12 protein-coding genes, 1 tRNA gene and 2 pseudogenes are annotated in these 15,928 nt (G+C 62.6%); 7 read left to right on the forward strand and 8 right to left on the reverse strand.

From position 1 onward, the window contains the following. Nucleotides 1–28: 28 nt before the first annotated feature. Together modB and modC are read left to right on the forward strand one after the other, a co-directional pair. A complete protein-coding gene (gene modB / locus ACQB61_RS00220; RefSeq protein WP_430511008.1) occupies nucleotides 29–727 on the forward strand; it encodes a molybdate ABC transporter permease subunit in 699 nt (232 codons plus the stop codon). Next, nucleotides 724–1,845 (forward strand): molybdenum ABC transporter ATP-binding protein, encoded by a 1,122-nt coding sequence (modC, locus tag ACQB61_RS00225; RefSeq protein ID WP_430511009.1) that lies wholly within the window; start codon nucleotides 724–726, stop codon nucleotides 1,843–1,845. Before modB ends, modC begins: the two co-directional genes overlap by 4 nt. 47 nt (nucleotides 1,846–1,892) lie before the next feature. Here modC and ACQB61_RS00230 read toward each other — a convergent pair whose 3' ends face one another. Further along, nucleotides 1,893–2,678: a DeoR/GlpR family DNA-binding transcription regulator gene (locus ACQB61_RS00230; protein ID WP_430511010.1), complete on the reverse strand. Its 786-nt coding sequence runs from the start codon at nucleotides 2,676–2,678 to the stop codon at nucleotides 1,893–1,895. 512 nt (nucleotides 2,679–3,190) lie between these two features. Here ACQB61_RS00230 and ACQB61_RS00235 point away from each other — a divergent pair. The 3 genes from ACQB61_RS00235 (at nucleotide 3,191) to ACQB61_RS00245 (ending at nucleotide 6,410) form a co-directional block, all read left to right on the forward strand. Further along, entirely contained in the window at nucleotides 3,191–4,147 is a 957-nt protein-coding gene (locus ACQB61_RS00235) for an ABC transporter substrate-binding protein (protein WP_430514245.1), read from the forward strand. 187 nt (nucleotides 4,148–4,334) lie between these two features. Then, nucleotides 4,335–5,255 carry a polyphosphate kinase 2 gene (gene ppk2 / locus ACQB61_RS00240; RefSeq protein WP_430511011.1) on the forward strand — a complete coding sequence of 307 codons (921 nt, stop codon included), beginning with the start codon at nucleotides 4,335–4,337 and terminating at the stop codon, nucleotides 5,253–5,255. A gap of 141 nt (nucleotides 5,256–5,396) precedes the next feature. Beyond that, complete coding sequence (locus ACQB61_RS00245) at nucleotides 5,397–6,410, forward strand: Gfo/Idh/MocA family protein (protein ID WP_430511012.1); 1,014 nt, start codon at nucleotides 5,397–5,399, stop codon at nucleotides 6,408–6,410. Between the two features lie 158 nt (nucleotides 6,411–6,568). Here the strand turns inward: ACQB61_RS00245 and ACQB61_RS00250 are convergent. Continuing rightward, nucleotides 6,569–6,645, reverse strand: a tRNA-Arg gene (locus tag ACQB61_RS00250). 342 nt (nucleotides 6,646–6,987) lie between these two features. On the opposite strand from ACQB61_RS00250, the gene ACQB61_RS00255 reads away from it, so the two are divergent. Then, nucleotides 6,988–7,854 carry a hypothetical protein gene (locus tag ACQB61_RS00255; protein ID WP_430511013.1) on the forward strand — a complete coding sequence of 289 codons (867 nt, stop codon included), beginning with the start codon at nucleotides 6,988–6,990 and terminating at the stop codon, nucleotides 7,852–7,854. Between the two features lie 82 nt (nucleotides 7,855–7,936). Continuing rightward, complete coding sequence (locus ACQB61_RS00260; protein WP_430514246.1) at nucleotides 7,937–9,346, forward strand: M48 family metalloprotease; 1,410 nt, start codon at nucleotides 7,937–7,939, stop codon at nucleotides 9,344–9,346. A gap of 250 nt (nucleotides 9,347–9,596) precedes the next feature. Here ACQB61_RS00260 and ACQB61_RS00265 read toward each other — a convergent pair whose 3' ends face one another. From ACQB61_RS00265 to ACQB61_RS00290, 6 genes and pseudogenes are all read right to left on the reverse strand, one after another. Continuing rightward, nucleotides 9,597–10,169 (reverse strand): sigma-70 family RNA polymerase sigma factor, encoded by a 573-nt coding sequence (locus ACQB61_RS00265; protein ID WP_430514247.1) that lies wholly within the window; start codon nucleotides 10,167–10,169, stop codon nucleotides 9,597–9,599. Nucleotides 10,170–10,183: 14 nt separating this feature from the next. Then, nucleotides 10,184–10,858: pseudogene (locus ACQB61_RS00270) on the reverse strand (sigma factor); the annotation flags it as partial. Continuing rightward, on the reverse strand, nucleotides 10,821–11,396 hold the full coding sequence (locus tag ACQB61_RS00275; RefSeq protein WP_334251757.1) for a CarD family transcriptional regulator: 576 nt from the start codon (nucleotides 11,394–11,396) through the stop codon (nucleotides 10,821–10,823). The gene ACQB61_RS00275 and the pseudogene ACQB61_RS00270, both read right to left, overlap by 38 nt. Nucleotides 11,397–11,865: 469 nt before the next feature. After that, complete coding sequence (gene fdxA, locus ACQB61_RS00280) at nucleotides 11,866–12,204, reverse strand: ferredoxin FdxA (RefSeq protein ID WP_334251758.1); 339 nt, start codon at nucleotides 12,202–12,204, stop codon at nucleotides 11,866–11,868. Nucleotides 12,205–12,401: 197 nt separating this feature from the next. Continuing rightward, complete coding sequence (locus ACQB61_RS00285; protein ID WP_430514248.1) at nucleotides 12,402–12,830, reverse strand: RNA-binding S4 domain-containing protein; 429 nt, start codon at nucleotides 12,828–12,830, stop codon at nucleotides 12,402–12,404. Further along, nucleotides 12,827–15,897, reverse strand: a pseudogene (locus tag ACQB61_RS00290) (helicase-related protein). Before ACQB61_RS00290 ends, ACQB61_RS00285 begins: the two are co-directional and overlap by 4 nt. Between the last annotated feature and the right edge of the window lie 31 nt (nucleotides 15,898–15,928).

Genomic DNA, 15,928 nt, shown 5'->3' on the forward strand with positions numbered 1-15,928 from the left:
AGGGCAGGCGCGGGCAGACGGAGTTGAAATGACTGAATGGCTCAGTCCGCAGGAATGGCGTGCTGTTGCGCTCTCCTTGCAGGTTTCCTTTTGGGCCACGCTGGTCAGCCTGCCCTTTGGTCTTGCTGCCGCCTTCGCGCTGGCGCGGGGGCGGTTCTACGGGCGGCAGCTTCTCAATGGCCTTGTGCATCTGCCGCTGATCCTGCCGCCAGTCGTCACCGGCTATCTGCTGCTCATCACCTTTGGCCGCAAGGCCCCGGTTGGAAGCTTTCTGGAGGAAGCCTTCGGCCTTGTCTTTGCCTTCCGCTGGACGGGAGCTGCTCTTGCTGCAGCGGTCATGGCCTTTCCGCTGATGGTGCGGGCCATGCGCCTGTCCATCGAGGCGGTGGACGTGAAACTGGAAGAGGCGGCTTCGACATTAGGTGCCTCGCGCTTCTGGGTATTTTTCACCGTCACCCTGCCGCTGATCCTGCCGGGCATCATCGCCGGGGCTATTCTCGCCTTTGCCAAGGCGATGGGTGAGTTTGGCGCCACCATCACCTTTGTCTCCAACATCCCCGGCCAGACACAGACGCTGCCCTCCGCCATCTATGCCTTTTTGCAAGTGCCGGATGGCGAGTCTTCTGCCTTCCGGCTTGTGCTTGTCTCCATCGCCATTGCCATGGCGGCGCTGCTTTTGTCCGAATTCGTGTCCGCACGGGTCGCCCACAGGATTTCCGGCCGATGACGCTTGATGTTTCCATCCGTCATGCCTTTCCGGGCTTCTCGCTGGATGCGGCCTTCACCGGCGGTGCCGGGGTGACGGCGCTGTTTGGCCGCTCAGGGTCGGGCAAGACGACGCTGGTGCAGGCCGTTTCCGGTCTTCTGCGGCCCGATGCCGGTCATGTGCGGCTGAATGGGGAGGTGCTGTGGGACAGTGCTTCGGGCATCTTCATTCCGCCGCACCGGCGACGCATCGGTTATGTGTTTCAGGAAGGGCGCCTGTTTCCGCATCTCACCGTCCGGCAGAACCTGCTTTATGGCCATGCCTTCAACGGAGGCGGCAGGGCGGTGGAGCTGGACAGGATTGTCGAACTGCTTGGGCTCGCCCCACTGCTCTCCCGCCGTCCGGCGGCGCTTTCGGGCGGTGAAAAGCAGAGGGTGGCGATAGGCCGGGCGCTGCTCTCCCGCCCGCGTCTTCTGTTGATGGACGAGCCGCTGGCCGCGCTGGACGAAGCGCGCAAGGCGGAGATTCTGCCCTATCTGGAGCGGTTGACCCGGACCAGCGATGTGCCGGTGCTCTATGTCAGTCATTCGCTGGCGGAGGTGACCCGCCTAGCCTCCCGTGTGGTGCTGATGGAGGCGGGCCGTGTCCGCCATGCCGGGACGCCGGGCGATGTGCTGGCTGACCCGCAATCCCTTTCCGCATTGGGGCCATCAGGTGCCGGGGCGCTGCTGGAGGGGATTGTCCGCGCCCATACGGAAGATGGTCTGACGGAAGTTGGCCTGCCCGATGGTGAGGGGGCCGAAAGCCGTCTTCTGCTGCCCCGTCTTGCGGCGGGTCCGGGCGAGCGGGTGCGGCTGCGCATCGAGGCAGAGGACATTCTTCTCTCCCGTCAGGTGCCGCAGGGGCTGTCAGCGCTCAACGTGCTGCCTGCTAAGGTAACCGGTCTGACGGAGGCGCAAACCGGCAGCATGCTGGTGCAACTGGCCTCAGGTTCGCGGCTGTTCCTCGCCCGCATCACTGCCCGTTCCGCGGCAAAGCTGGAGCTTGCGCCGGATGTGCCCTGCTTCATGGTGCTGAAGTCCGTTGCGGTAATCGCGGGCGCACAGGCAGGCAGTTATACCAAGGCGCTGAGATGCTGACGCATCACGCCTTGAAATTGCTCAAGCGCCGCACGGGCTTGACCCGCTCAGTCTTCTTCCGGCGGACAGACGGCCAGTTGCGTTCCCGAGGCTTCGAGCAAGGGCACAAGGGCGTCCGGGATCGGGCCGTCGCAGACCACGTGGCTGACATGGCTGAGGTGGCCACCGCGCACATGGGCAACGCGGCCGAATTTGCTCTGGTCCAGCACCAGCAGCGAATTGCGGCAATTGGCGAGGATCGCCTGCCGCGCTGCCACTTCCTCTTCCGTGAAATCCAGCAGCGTGCCATCCTCATCCACGCCGCCGACGCCGAAGATGCCGTAATCCACCTTGTAGCTGGCGAAGAAATCCTGCGTCACCGTGCCCAGCACGTCCCTGTCGCCCGAGCGCAGCCGCCCGCCGGCAATGGTGACGTGAAAGCCGGGATTCTCTGAAGCTGTTACTGCCACATAGAGATTGTTGGTGAAGACCCGCAGCCCCTCGTGGCGCACCAGTTCCTGCATCACCAGTTCCGGCGTGGTGCCGATGGAAAAGGCGAGGGATGCGCCGTTCGGGATCATGCTCGCCACCATGCGCGCGATGCGGCGCTTCTGCGGCAGGTTCATGATACGGCGGGTGCTGTAATGCACGTTGCCGCCTGGCACCGGCGGTTCCACCCCGCCATGGGTGCGCCGCAGGATGCCCAGCTCGCACAGCCGGTTCACGTCGCGCCGGATGGTCTGGGTCGTCACGTCGAAACGTTCGGCAAGGTTCTCCACCGACATGAAGCCGTGGCTTTGCACCAGATCGGCAATCTCGGATTGCCTGTTGCTTAAGTCCTGCTGACCGAGCATATTCCTGTCACCACTCTGGTTGCCGCCCATCACGCCCGGCGACCGGCCATTATCCGGCCATGTGCACCAAGCGGTTTCTCTCCCATATTCCGTTCATATGAACCGCGAGCGACGTTCATATGAACATAAAATGACAGTGGCTTGCCTGCAATCCATCCAATTGCGGAGATGGAATCCCTTTGACCCGGCCTAGAAAGCCGCGCACTCTTGACCTTGCGGCTGGTCAGAAAATAGCCGCCGCTGCGTAAATAATCACCTTGACCGGAAGGCCGCAGGTTTCCTAGGCTTTTTGACCAATTGGTCAGGTGACGACAAGAAGATGGCCCGGCAAACGGGCCCGGAGGGGAGGCGAAGGATACGGGGGAACGCGCCACCGGCAACCGGCTGGCCGATTTTTCTCTGCCGCGCCTGCTCCTGCATGACACTTCCAGAGACCGGAGCCTCAGCTCCGGGCATGCAAGAGGAGAAGGGGAATGGCGCATTTCGCAGTAAAGGCCCTCGCCGCCGCCACCATGCTGGCCGGAGCCCTCACCACGGGCGCGGCCCATGCGGCGGACCAGCTGACGCTGCAGCTCAAGTGGGTGACGCAGGGCCAGTTTGCGGGCTACTATGTGGCCAAAGACAAGGGCTTCTACGAGGCTGAAGGCCTTGATGTCACCATCAAGCCCGGCGGCCCGGACATCGCTCCGCCGCAGGTGATTGCTGGTGGCGGCGCTGATGTCATCATCGACTGGATGCCTTCCGCCCTTGCTTCGCGCGAGAAGGGCGTGCCGCTCGTCAACATCGCCCAGCCGTTCAAGAAGTCCGGCATGATGCTGACCTGCCGCAAGGAAACCGGCATCACCTCTCCCGCCGATTTCAAGGGCAAGACGCTGGGCGTCTGGTTCTTCGGCAACGAATATCCGTTCCTGTCCTGGATGAGCCAGCTGAACATGCCCACCGAAGGTGGACCGGATGGCGTTACCGTGCTGAAGCAGGGCTTCAACGTCGATCCGCTGCTGCAGAAGCAGGCGGACTGCATCTCCACCATGACCTACAACGAGTATTGGCAGGTCATCGATGCCGGTATTCCGGCTGAGGATCTGGTGGTCTTTAAGTATGAGGATCAGGGCGTCGCCACGCTGGAAGACGGGCTCTATGTGCTGGAGGACAGCCTGAAGGATCCGGCCATGGTGGATAAATATGCCCGCTTCGTGCGCGCCTCCATGAAGGGCTGGGCCTATGCAACCGAGAACCCGGATGAAGCGGCGGATATCGTTCTGGAGAACGATGCGACCGGCGCACAGACCGAGAAGCACCAGAAGCGCATGGTTGGCGAAGTGGTGAAGCTGGTGGATGGCTCGGACGGCAAGCTCGACATGAGCGCCTATGAGCGCACCGTGAAGTCGCTGCTCTCCGGCGGCTCCGACCCGGTCATCACCAAGGAGCCCTCCGGCGCCACCACCACGGTGGTGACCGACAAGCTCTGATCTTGCAAAGCGGTTCAGAAAGTCAGGACGGGCGGCGCATTGCCGCCCGTTTTCGTTTCCGGCTCATCTTCCGGCTTCCATAAAAATCACCACATGGATCCGGGACCTTCGGCAATCTGTCGCAATCCGCGTGTAGTTTGCCGGCATCAAGGGCGGCGGCGCCGCCGGAGCTGGAGACGGGACGGTCATGGACGAAAAGCAGGAAATGAGCTGGGCACAGGCGGAATGGCTGGACAGCCTGGACGAAGAGCTGGAAATGGAAATCGATGACCAGCTCATGTCACCGGAGCTGGCCCGCGAACTCGCGTTCATTTCCGAGCTGAAACACAAGTCCACGGTGGAGCGTCAGATCTATTTCCACGAGCTGTTGCGCCTCCAGGCCGAGCTTGTGAAGATGCAGGACTGGGTGCAGCACACCGGCTACAAGCTCGTCGTCATTTTCGAGGGCCGTGATGCAGCCGGCAAGGGCGGCGTGATCAAGCGCATCACCCAGCGGCTTAACCCGCGTGTCGCCCGCGTCGTGGCGCTGCCTGCCCCGACCGAACGTGAAAAGAGTCAGTGGTATTTCCAGCGCTACGTGCCGCACCTGCCGGCTGCCGGTGAAATGGTGCTGTTTGACCGCTCCTGGTACAACCGCTCCGGTGTCGAGCGCGTCATGGGCTTCGCCAGCCATGATCAGGTGGAGGAATTCTACCACGACGTGCCCGAGTTCGAGCGCATGCTCGTGCGTTCCGGCATCAAGCTGGTGAAATACTGGTTCTCCATCACCGATCAGGAGCAGCAGCTGCGCTTTCTCATGCGCATCCATGATCCGCTGAAGCAGTGGAAGCTGTCGCCGATGGACCTTCAGTCGCGGGTGCGGTGGGAGTCCTACACCAAGGCCAAGGAAGAGACCTTCGCCCGCACCAACATTCCTGAGGCGCCCTGGTTCATCGTGGAAGGCAACGACAAGAAGGCGGCGCGGCTGAATTGCATCTCGCACCTTCTGTCCATGGTGCCTTATGAGGAGATCCCGCATGATCCGGTGAAGCTGCCGGACCGCGTATTCAACCCGGATTACGAGCGCATGACGCTGCCGGAAGAGCTTTACGTACCAAAGCGTTACTGAGAGAGCGGCACAGTTTGGGCAGGTTTTGCGGCTCATGCCTCTGGCCTTCGGCCGCAAAGCCTGCCACTCTGCCGGTCCCGCCATTTCACTCTTTCGCAGCCGCTGGGAGAGTGGCCATCCATACGTTGAGGAGCGTACGTCATGTCTCTGGTTTCACGGCCCATCCGCTGGGGTGTCCTGTCCACCGCAAAGATTGCCCGTGAGAAGGTGATTCCCGGCATTCGCGCATCGCGCACCGGCTCGCTGGTGGCCATTGCCTCACGCGATGCGGCCAAGGCTCAGGAAACCGCAGACCAGCTCGGCATTCAGGTGGCACATGGCAGCTACGAGGCCCTGCTGGCTGACCCGAACATCGACGCCATCTACAACCCGCTGCCGAACCACCTGCATGTGCCGCTCACCCTCGAGGCCGCGAAAGCCGGCAAGCACGTCCTGTGCGAAAAGCCGATGGCGCTCAATGCCGAAGAAGCGCGCCAGCTGCTCACTCTGCCCAAATCCGGTCCGCTGGTGGCCGAGGGCTTCATGGTGCGCTGGCATCCGCAGTGGCTTAAGGCGCGCGAGATCGTCCGCTCGGGCGAGCTTGGCGAGCTGCGGGCCATCCAGTCCTTTTTCAGCTATTTCAACGCCGACCCGGACAACATCCGCAACCGGGCTGACATCGGCGGCGGCGCGCTGCTCGATATCGGTTGCTATCCGATGGTGGCTGGCCGCTTCTTCTTCGAGGCCGAGCCGGTTCGCGCTCTGTCGATGATCGACCGGGACCCGGCCTTTGGTACGGACCGCCTTTCCAGCGGCATTCTGGACTTTGGCGGTGGCCGCCGTCTCGATTTCACCGTCGCCACCCAGCTCACGCCCTATCAGCGGCTGCAGCTTGTGGGCACGAAGAAGCGACTGGAAATCACCATCCCCTACAACGCCCCGCAGGGCGGGTCCGTGTCCCTGCTGCTGGATGACGGCTCCCAATTCGCCGATGCCGCCGCACAGCGGATCGAGGCGGAGCCTGCCGATCAATACGCCGAACTCATCGACGCCTTCGGCCGTGCCATCCTCGGCGAAGCCCCGTTCCCCTACGGCCCCGAAGACGCCATCCAGAACATGGTCATCCTCGACGCGCTGTTTGCATCGGACAAGGCAGGGGCGTGGGTGAAGGTGTGAGGTCATGAGCCTGGGCAGGCATCCAGTCTGCCCATAGACCTGCAGCCGTTCCATCGTCATCCTCGGTCTGGTGCCGGGGATCTATACAAGTCAACGTCTTGCAAATGGCCGAGACTAGCTAGGCCAGGGCGAAAGAGCAGTCTGAATTGTCTGAAAAATGGTGATCCCGACAGGATTCGAACCTGTGACCCTCAGATTAGGAATCTGATGCTCTATCCTGCTGAGCTACGGGACCAGCCGGGGATGCGCATAGCATGATTTGCGGCCGAGACCAACTCTGAATGAGCTTCTTTCAGGGGCTTTGGGCGGCCTGTGCGGTGCCTGAGTATTCTCAGGATAGCTTCCGTCAGCCTTGAAAACCGTCAGTCGAAAATGAATGCGCGCCCGGAACCTGGGGGGCTTGTTACAGGTTGTCGCGCACTGCTCAAATCTTGTGCCTTTTCCGCCATTTATGGGCCGTATTCCTCGCGTAACGGACAGGCATGCATTGTCCGGATACGCGGTTGTTTTCAGGCGTATTGCCGGTCTGTGCTGCAGGTATGCGTGGCTGGCGGCATATTCGTGGGCTGGAGGGCAGATGCAGGTGAGTGGGGTGATGCGGCTGGGAGATCATGCCTGGTGCCGGGCAGGACGAGGCGCGCTTGTCTGCGGGCTGGGCCTGTTGTTGCAGCCTGTTGTTGCGCCACTTGCGCAGGCCGGCGGACTGCCGTCCGAAATGACCTGCCATGGCAGTGCAGACAAGGCTGAGGCCGTGCGGCTTGCGTCTGTTTCGGATGCTGGTGAGCTGACGCTTGAGGATGGACGCCGCATTGTGCTGACGGGCGTCTGGCTGGCGCCGTCCGGCCGTGATGCCCTGAAGGATATGCTGGCGCCGGGAACAGAGCTGACAATCCGCGATACCGCCCCGAATGACCGGTGGGGCCGTGAGGCGGCGCAGGTGGAAGCGCCCGGTGGCTGGCTTCAGGGCCGGCTTCTGGCTGATGGTCTTGCCTTCGTCTTCCCGCCTGCAAAGGACAGGGGAGATGGCAGCCCGCAGGTTTCTGCTGAGTGCCTGAAGGAACTCCAGCTCCGCGAAAGCGTTGCACATAAGAAGCTCGGTGCTGACTGGGGCGAAAGCGTCAGGCTGCGTTCGGGTGATCTGGCCGGACTTTCGGAGCGCACGGGGCTCTTCACGATCGTTGAAGGATTTGTTGTATCTCTTGGAAAAAGTGGCAAGACTCGCTATCTCAATTTTGGCCGTCACTGGGCTTCGGATTTTACAGTCACAATTGACACCCGGCTGGATGCCGAACTTGCTGCCAAAGGGATTGCGCCGGAGGCGCTGGAAGGTGCCTGGGTCCGGGTGAGAGGAATTTTGCAGGACAGGGACGGCCCTCTGATTGAGGTGAGCGAACCGGTCCAGATAGAGGCTTTGACCAGAGACAGAGTGTCGGGCGGTGAATGAATTGCCGGTTGGAACAGTGCCAGTGAAGAACCAGTCAAATCCGGTGCGCAAGGCGCTCCGCACCCTGCTGACGGCAGGCCTGATGGCCAGTCTCGCGGGTTGCCAGATGCTGGGCGGCAATTCGGCGTCTGTGGGCGTCGTGGCGCCGGGCACTTTGCGGCCTGGCCTTGCAGCAGACATTGGTGCGCGTGAGCATCCGCGTGTGGTTGCGACCTATGGCGGTGTCTATCAGAATCCCGGCGCGGAGCGGGCGATTGCAGCTGTGGTCGGCCGCCTCGTCGCCGCTTCGGAAGATCCCAGCCAGAGCTATCGCATCACCATCCTGAACTCGCCTGCAGTGAATGCCTTCGCCTTGCCAGGCGGCTATCTCTACATCACCCGTGGACTTCTGGCGCTTGCCAATGACACGTCCGAAGCGGCCGCCGTTCTGGCCCATGAGATGGCGCACGTGACGGCGAACCACGCCATCCAGCGTCAGCAAAAGGCCGAGGCGACGGAGCTGGCCAACCGCGTTGTCAGCAACGTGGTGAAAGACCCGGAGAAGGTGAAGGAAGCCGTCATTTCCTCGCAGCTCTCCTTTGCCCGGTTCTCTCAGGCACAGGAGCTGGAGGCGGACAAGATCGGCGTTCGCACGCTGGCGCGGGCAGGGTTTGATCCCTTTGCGGCGGCGCGCTTCCTCAACTCCATGTCGTCCTTTGCGGCGCTGCAAAGCGCCCGCAAGGAAGGCTCCTCCGCCCCGGACTTCATTTCCTCGCATCCGAGCACGCCCGAGCGCATGAATTTGGCCGTTCAGGAAGCCCGCTCCATCAGCGCGCCGGGCATCGGCGAGCGCGACCGGACCGCCTATCTGTCGAAGATTGATGGAATGCTGTTTGGCGATGATCCGCTGGAAGGCTTCGTGCGCGGACGTGATTTCCTGCACAAGGCGCTGGGCATCGGCTTCTCGGTGCCTGCTGGCTATGTGCTGGAAAACTCCCCTGAAGCGGTGCTTGCCAGCAATGGCTCGGGTACGGCCATGCGCTTCGACGGGGCGGATCTGACCGGCTATGACAGCCTGCGCAGCTATATGAATGCGGGCTGGATCAACGGCCTCATTCCCGACAGTGTGAAGGAAACCACGATCAACGGTCTGCCGGCCGTTGTCGGCTCTGCAATCACCCAGGGCTGGTCTTTCCGCATTGCCGTGGTGCGGATTGGCCGCAATGGATACCGTTTCATCTTCGCCAGCCGTGATCCTGGCGGGGCTTTCACCCGTGACTATGACCAGACGATCCAGAGCTTCCGTCAGTTGTCTCCGACGGAGCGGGCGCGGTTGCAGTCGCTGCGTATCAAGGTGGTACAAAGCCGGGAGGGAGATACCCCGCGCAGCCTCGCCATCGGCATGAGCGGCATCGAGCCGTCGCGCCGGCTCGAGTATTTCTCGGTGCTGAATGGCTTTGCCCCGGATGATGCGATTCCGGCAGGAACGTCTGTAAAGCTAGTGGTGGATTGAGGCGGGCTTGATCGGAGCCTGCATCTGCGCTCCGGCGCCGTCCCGGACGCAGAGGAGCGAAGAACCGGGACCACTCGTTCGCTGGGCGGTGACTGGTGCTTCCGGCAGCAAACCCCTTGCCAAGGCTCGGGATGACAGGAGCGCTCTGCAAGCGAGCAGACCCCGGCTCGCGCTGCGCTTGGCCGGGGTGGCTCAGTGCATTGTCAGGGGGCGTGGTTTAAAGCGAGCCCACCCTGGGAGCATGCGTCCTTCACGGCATTAGCGCCAGACGGTCGGGCTGGGCCTTGAGCAGGGCTGCCTTCAGCTTCTCCAGAGCGCGGTTCTCGATCTGGCGGACGCGCTCTTTGGAAATGCCCATGGTCTGGCCAATGGCTTCCAGGGTGGCGCTGTCTTCCTTGAGGCGCCGCTCGCGCAAGATCTGCCTTTCGCGTTCTGTCAGAACATTCATGGCAGCACGCAGCCAGTTGCGCTGACGCTCTCCGTCAATTTCTCCACCAACCACTTCATCGGGAAGCGGCGCGTCGGAGACAAGAAAATCCTGTCTGTCGGCGCTGCTGCCTTCTGTATCTGACAGGGGGCGTTGAGTGAGGTGTCCGGACCGGAGAGGCGGGCACTCATCATGTCCACGTCCGCGATCTTCACGCCGATGGTTTCGGCGATCTGCCGGTGCATCTCGCTTTCGTTGATGCCCTGCTGTTCGGCGCTGATCTTCGCGCGCAGACGGCGCAGGTTGAAGAAGAGCGACTTCTGCGTCGAGGATGTTCCCCCGCGCACGATGGACCAGTTGCGCAGGATATAGTCCTGGATGGAGGCGCGGATCCACCAGGTGGCATAGGTGGAGAAGCGTACATCCCGCTCGGGCTCGAACCGGCCTGCGGCTTCCAGCAGGCCGACATGGCCTTCCTGAATGAGGTCATTCATCGGCAGGCCGAAGTTGCGGAAGCGGGCAGCCACCGCGATCACGAGACGCATATGCGAAAGGGACAGGCGGTCCAGCGAGGCCTGATCCTGTTCATCCCGCCATTTGACGGCGAGCTGCTGTTCTTCCTCACGGCTAAGGTACGGCGCGTTGATGGCGGCCTTGACGATCTGGCGCCGGGTGCTCATCGATGTACTCATGATGGCAGGCTCCCTGTTGCTGTCGGAGATGTTACGCCACTTGCGGCGCTCCAGATCAGCGTTTTCGCCCGGTTTGGGCAGCGGCATGGCAGACGGGGAGGGCCGCGCTGACCGGCCGGCCTGAGGCGTGCAAAGCTGCCGATGACGCAAATCATTGCCCTGAAAAGGCTTTTTGCCTGCTGGGCGCCTTTTGTCCTTCCCGCTGGTCCGAGTTTCTGGCGCATTCTGACGCAGGCGCATCACGAAAATGTGGCCGCAGCGTCTTTCATGGTAATGGCTGCAAAGAGCGGAAAATGAAAAAGGACGCCCGGCTTGCGCCGGACGCCCTTCCTGATCGTGACGAGATGCGGCCTGATCAGGCGGCTTCTTCTTCCTGCTCGCCTTCTTCCTCATCGGCGCTCTTGGCGCGGGCGGGGGTCTTGGCGAGGTTCTGCTCGATCTGCTTGACAGCTTCCGTCTCGGAGCACTTGTTCACGGCTGCGATTTCGCGGGCCATCCGGTCCAGTGCAGCTTCATAGAGCTGACGTTCGGAATAGGACTGTTCCGGCTGAGCGTCGGAGCGGTAAAGGTCGCGGACAACTTCGGAAATGGCCAGCAGGTCGCCGGAGTTGATCTTTGCTTCGTATTCCTGGGCGCGGCGGCTCCACATGGTGCGCTTGACGCGCGGGCGGCCGCGAACGGTCTCCAGAGCCTTCTTGACAGCAGCGGCATCCGCAAGCTTGCGCATGCCGACCGAGGCGATCTTGGCGACGGGGACACGCAGGGTCATCTTGTCTTTCTCGAAGCTGATGACCAGCAGTTCCAGCGCATAACCCGCAACGCTCTGCTCTTCGATGGCCGTGATCTGGCCGACACCGTGAGCGGGATAAACGATATGTTCGCCAGTCTTGAAGCCCTGACGCTGCGCGGTCTTCTTGGTGGGGGTTGCCATACGCTTCGTAACTCCTGCGCAGTTACGGCTGAATGAGCCGTACCGGGCCGCCACGGGGCGGACCGTTGTTCCTGTGGTAACGCAAACCTGACCGGAACCTGCCCACGAATGAGCACCGGACCTGTCTGTACGTCTTGGGTGGTCAGCCGCCGGTGCTCGCCGGTTCAAATGGGCCGCATTTCACATGTGCATGGCTGCGGAGAAACTTGATCTCGCGCACGATCCAGCGGTGGACTGCGACCATAAAAAAACCTCCAGGGGGAGGGGTGAACCAAGACTGCGACGACTACTTGAAGAACCTATCACAAAAACGCAAAAAACCAAAGCAGAAAGCGACCGGGTGTTATGCCGGCCGCTCTGGCAACTTGCTTCCGTATCGTAACCTGCAGGCTTCCGCCATGCTTCAGGTCAAGGATTTCCTGCTTTTTTCACGGTACCGGGATGCTGATGCACCTAGGCTTGTAATGGCTCAGGCGCCGTCCGGGCCGTTGGGCGAGAAGTGTGTTTCCAGCTTGTTCTTGACGCCGTCAAACTCAGGAGCCTCGGGAAGCGCGTCCTTCTTCTCGGTGATGTTGGGCCATTTTGCCGCATACTCGGCGTTGAGCTCGATCCATTTTTCGAGACCGGGCTCGGTGTCGGGCAGAATGGCCTCGGCCGGGCATTCCGGCTCGCACACGCCGCAGTCGATGCATTCGTCCGGATTGATGACGAGCATGTTCTCGCCTTCATAGAAACAATCGACCGGGCAGACTTCGACACAGTCGGTGTACTTGCACTTGATGCAGTTGTCAGTGACGACGTAGGTCATCGCGTTCCTCTTGATGGCGCTGGCGGTATCAGCCTGTCCTCGCGCCGTCTCCCTCAGCTACGGCGGACCGGCAGAGCCTGCTTCCCGTTTCAGGGCCGTTGCCTATCGCTTTTGCCCCTTTGTGGCAAGCACAGTAAGGGCAGGAAATGCCCGGGGAAGAAAAGCGCATGCGTCCTTTTGACTGTCAGGGGATCAACTTACTCCGGATCCTCGAACCCGGAGTGAAAAGCGTCCATGCGGCGCCGGTCGCGTTTGGTGGGGCGGCCTGATCCTGGCTCCCGCTGCGCGGGGGCAGGGGGCACATCCGCGCGCGGGGCGGGCGGCGGTGTCAGATCCTTGTAAAGAAGCTGCGCTTCCGGAGCAGGGCCCCGCCGCGTCCCAAGGCTGGCGACTTCCAGCACCAGCACCCGCCGTTCCAGCGTGATGGTCAGCACATCGCCAATGCGGATGGCCTTGCTGGCGCTGTCGATTTTCTCGCGGTTGACGCGCACATGCCCGCCGGTGGCCAGTTTCTGGGCCAGGGTGCGGGATTTCGTCACCCTGGCAAACCAGAGCCACTTGTCGATCCGCTGCGAGGCGGACGGCCCCGCATGCGGGGCCGAGTCTGATGTGCCTTTGGCGCTCAGGACTTGCCTTTTTCCATGTTGGCCTTCAGAGCCAGCAGCGCTGCGAAGGGCGAGTTTGGATCAATCGGCTTCTCCGGGCGCGGGGCACGGTCGCGCTGGCCGGCATGGCCCTGACCCTGCTTCTGGCCCTGATGATGCGGCTTGCCGCCCTTGCCGCCTTCGCGCCGGTCATCCCGTCTGTCATCACGGCGGCCCTCGCGGTTGCCACGGTGCTCGCCGCCGGAGCGGTTACGGCCGCCTTCAGCGCCCTCACCCTCGCCACGCTTGCCCTGCTGCTGACGGCCACGGCCGCCCTTGTTGCGGTCACCGCCGCGGCGCTCGCCAGCTTCACCACCCTGACGCGGACGCCCGCCGATGCGGCCCGGGCGCCAGACGTCGATGGTGACGGTCTCAGTGGCAACGGCCTCACTGGCCTCAGCTTCACCGGCCTGAGCTTCTTCAGCAACCGGCTCGGCAATGACTTCAGCTTCTGCCGGAGCTTCAGCAGCAGCCGTTTCTTCCGTCACAGCTTCGGCTTCCGCCGGGGCCGCTTCGTCTGTGACTGCTGCTGCGGGAGCTGCTTCAACGGCGGCTGCGGCAGGTGCGGCAACCGGGCGTTCAATCTCGCGCTTTTCGTTGCGGTAGCCGAGGGACTTCAGGATCTCGGCAAAGTCATCACCTGCGCAGCCCAGCAGCGACGTCATGGCCACGGTGACGGTGAAGCCGCCGCCCTGAGCAATGGCGCCATCGGGCGGGGTGACGCTGGAATCCAGCGGCTTCCAGGCGATCAACGGGCGGATGAGGTCTGCCAGACGCTCCAGAATGTCGACGCGCACCGCACGCGGGCCGCAAACGCGGAAGCCGACGACCTTGTAGAGCGCCTTGTCGATCTGAGGATCGACGGTAATAGACGTGCGGCCTGAAGCCGAAAGCTGCGGCAGTTCGACGAGGCCGGGCATGTCGGGCGAACCGTGCTTCAGCGCCCAGAGCTGGGCGAGGAGCTGGCTCGGCGCGGGCTTCAGCAGCGCCGGAACATAGATGTTGTAGGCGCCAAAGCGGACACCAAGCTTACGCAGAGAGGCGCGCATGTCCTGATCGAGCTGACGCACATCATTGGCCACATCCTGGCGCTCCAGAATGCCGAGCGCTTCATAGATGCGGAAAGCGATGCCACGGGCGAGGCCTTCCAGCCCTTCGGCATCCTTCAGGTCGATCAGCGGCTTGAGCAGCGTGCCGACATGTGCCTTGACCCAGAGGTCAACGCGGGCCTGCACCCGGTCACGGGCAGGGCCCGTCAGGTGTTCGTCGGCCAGCAGCACGAAGCCGGGCGCCAGCGTGTCGTCACCGGCGGTGAGACGGGCGACAGGTTCCCCCTGCCAGCGAATGGTGCCGTCCGTGCTCAGGACGAAATCTTCATTGGGTGCGCGCGACAGCCGGTCGGAACGGGCTTCGATCTCGCTCGCCAGTGCCTTCTGGGCTGCTGCGCGTACGGCCTTCCCTTCCGGGCTGTCCGCAACCGCATCCGGCGCGAACCGGAACCCCTGCAGGCGGCCGATGTGCTGGCCTTCCACAAGGACGTCCCCAGTCTGCGTGATTTCCGCTTCCAACATGGCGTTCTCTCTCAAACGTCTCATCAATACGCTTGTCCGCCTGTCCACGAACCGTTGGGTCAAACGGTCATGGAGGGCGTCCGACAGTCTGTCTTCAATGCCTCTGGTGACACCCTGCCAGTGAACAGGGTCTTTCAGCCATTCGGCACGGTTTGCCACGAAAGTCCAGGTGCGGATGTGCGCAATCCGGTTCGCAAGAGTGTCGATATCACCATCCACCCTGTCTGCGAAAGCCACTTGACGCTGAAACCAGTCTTCATCGACCACCCCGTTGCGCACGAGCAACGTGTAGAGGTGGATAAGCAGGTCTCCGTGGTTAGCCGGGGCGATCTTGCGATAGTCCGGCACCTGGCAGACATCCCAGAGCAGCGTCACCCGCGAGGGGACGACGCCATGTCGCGGATGCCGTGATCCTTTGCGGCATATTCGAGGGCCTGCGCGTCGTCGGCGGCTGGCGCGCGGGCCAGTCCTTCTTCGCGCGGCGGCAGGTCCAGTGTGTCACGCAAACTGGAAATCGACGTGAAATCGAGTTGTGAGTTGCGCCACTGGAAAACTTTCAGGGCATCGAACCGGTGGCTTTCGATCATCTCCACGAGATCATCGGACAGCGGATCGACACGGCCCGTCACGCCGAAAGAGCCGTCGCGCATGTGGCGTCCGGCGCGACCGGCGATCTGGCCCATCTCGGCGGGGCTGAGATTGCGGTATTGATAGCCGTCGAACTTCCGGTTTCCGGCAAAGGCGATGTGGTCCACGTCCAGGTTGAGGCCCATGCCGATCGCATCGGTGGCGATCAGATAGTCCACGTCGCCGTTCTGGAACAGCTCCACCTGCGCATTGCGGGTGCGCGGGCTGAGCGAGCCCAGTACCACCGCCGCTCCGCCGCGCTGACGGCGGATCAGCTCAGCAATCGCATAGACCTCGCTGGAGGAAAAGGCGACGACGGCAGAGCGGGCCGGCAGGCGGGAGATCTTTTTCGAGCCTGCATAGGTCAGCACCGACATGCGCGGCCGGGTAACCACATTGAGGCCGGGAATGAGCTTTTCCAGAAGAGGACGGGCGGTCGCAGAGCCGAGCAGCAGCGTTTCAGAGCGGCCGCGCAGGTTCAGAATGCGGTTGGTGAAGACGTGGCCACGCTCCATGTCGGCGGCCAGCTGCACCTCGTCGATGGCGACAAATTCGGTGTTGAGATCGAGCGGCATGGCCTCGACCGTCGATACCCAGAAGCGGGGCGCCTTGGGGACGATCTTTTCTTCGCCGGTGATCAGGGCAACTGCGGCCTCACCTGCGCGCTCGACGACACGGCCATAGACCTCGCGCGCCAGCAGGCGCAGCGGCAAGCCAATGAGGCCGGAGGGCTGGGCCAGCATCCGTTCGATGGCAAGATGGGTCTTGCCGGTATTGGTCGGGCCCAGCACGGCCGTCACGGTGCGGGACCGGGCGGCTGGCGGCAAGGCTGTGATCTGGATCGGAGGCATCGCGCGGAGTGCTTCGTTTGGCCGGGTGTCT

Source organism: Pannonibacter phragmitetus, assembly GCF_050510895.1.
Taxonomy (GTDB): Bacteria; Pseudomonadota; Alphaproteobacteria; order Rhizobiales; family Stappiaceae; genus Pannonibacter; species Pannonibacter phragmitetus_B.

What these genes read in the sequence shown, in the direction of transcription:
- modB (WP_430511008.1), top strand. Translation starts at nt 29, where the DNA reads ATGACTGAATGGCTCAGTCCGCAGGAATGGCGTGCTGTTGCGCTCTCC.
- modC (WP_430511009.1), top strand. Translation starts at nt 724, where the DNA reads ATGACGCTTGATGTTTCCATCCGTCATGCCTTTCCGGGCTTCTCGCTG.
- ACQB61_RS00230 (WP_430511010.1), bottom strand. Translation starts at nt 2,678, where the DNA reads ATGCTCGGTCAGCAGGACTTAAGCAACAGGCAATCCGAGATTGCCGAT.
- ACQB61_RS00235 (WP_430514245.1), top strand. Translation starts at nt 3,191, where the DNA reads ATGCTGGCCGGAGCCCTCACCACGGGCGCGGCCCATGCGGCGGACCAG.
- ppk2 (WP_430511011.1), top strand. Translation starts at nt 4,335, where the DNA reads ATGGACGAAAAGCAGGAAATGAGCTGGGCACAGGCGGAATGGCTGGAC.
- ACQB61_RS00245 (WP_430511012.1), top strand. Translation starts at nt 5,397, where the DNA reads ATGTCTCTGGTTTCACGGCCCATCCGCTGGGGTGTCCTGTCCACCGCA.
- ACQB61_RS00255 (WP_430511013.1), top strand. Translation starts at nt 6,988, where the DNA reads ATGCAGGTGAGTGGGGTGATGCGGCTGGGAGATCATGCCTGGTGCCGG.
- ACQB61_RS00260 (WP_430514246.1), top strand. Translation starts at nt 7,937, where the DNA reads ATGGCCAGTCTCGCGGGTTGCCAGATGCTGGGCGGCAATTCGGCGTCT.
- ACQB61_RS00275 (WP_334251757.1), bottom strand. Translation starts at nt 11,396, where the DNA reads ATGGCAACCCCCACCAAGAAGACCGCGCAGCGTCAGGGCTTCAAGACT.
- fdxA (WP_334251758.1), bottom strand. Translation starts at nt 12,204, where the DNA reads ATGACCTACGTCGTCACTGACAACTGCATCAAGTGCAAGTACACCGAC.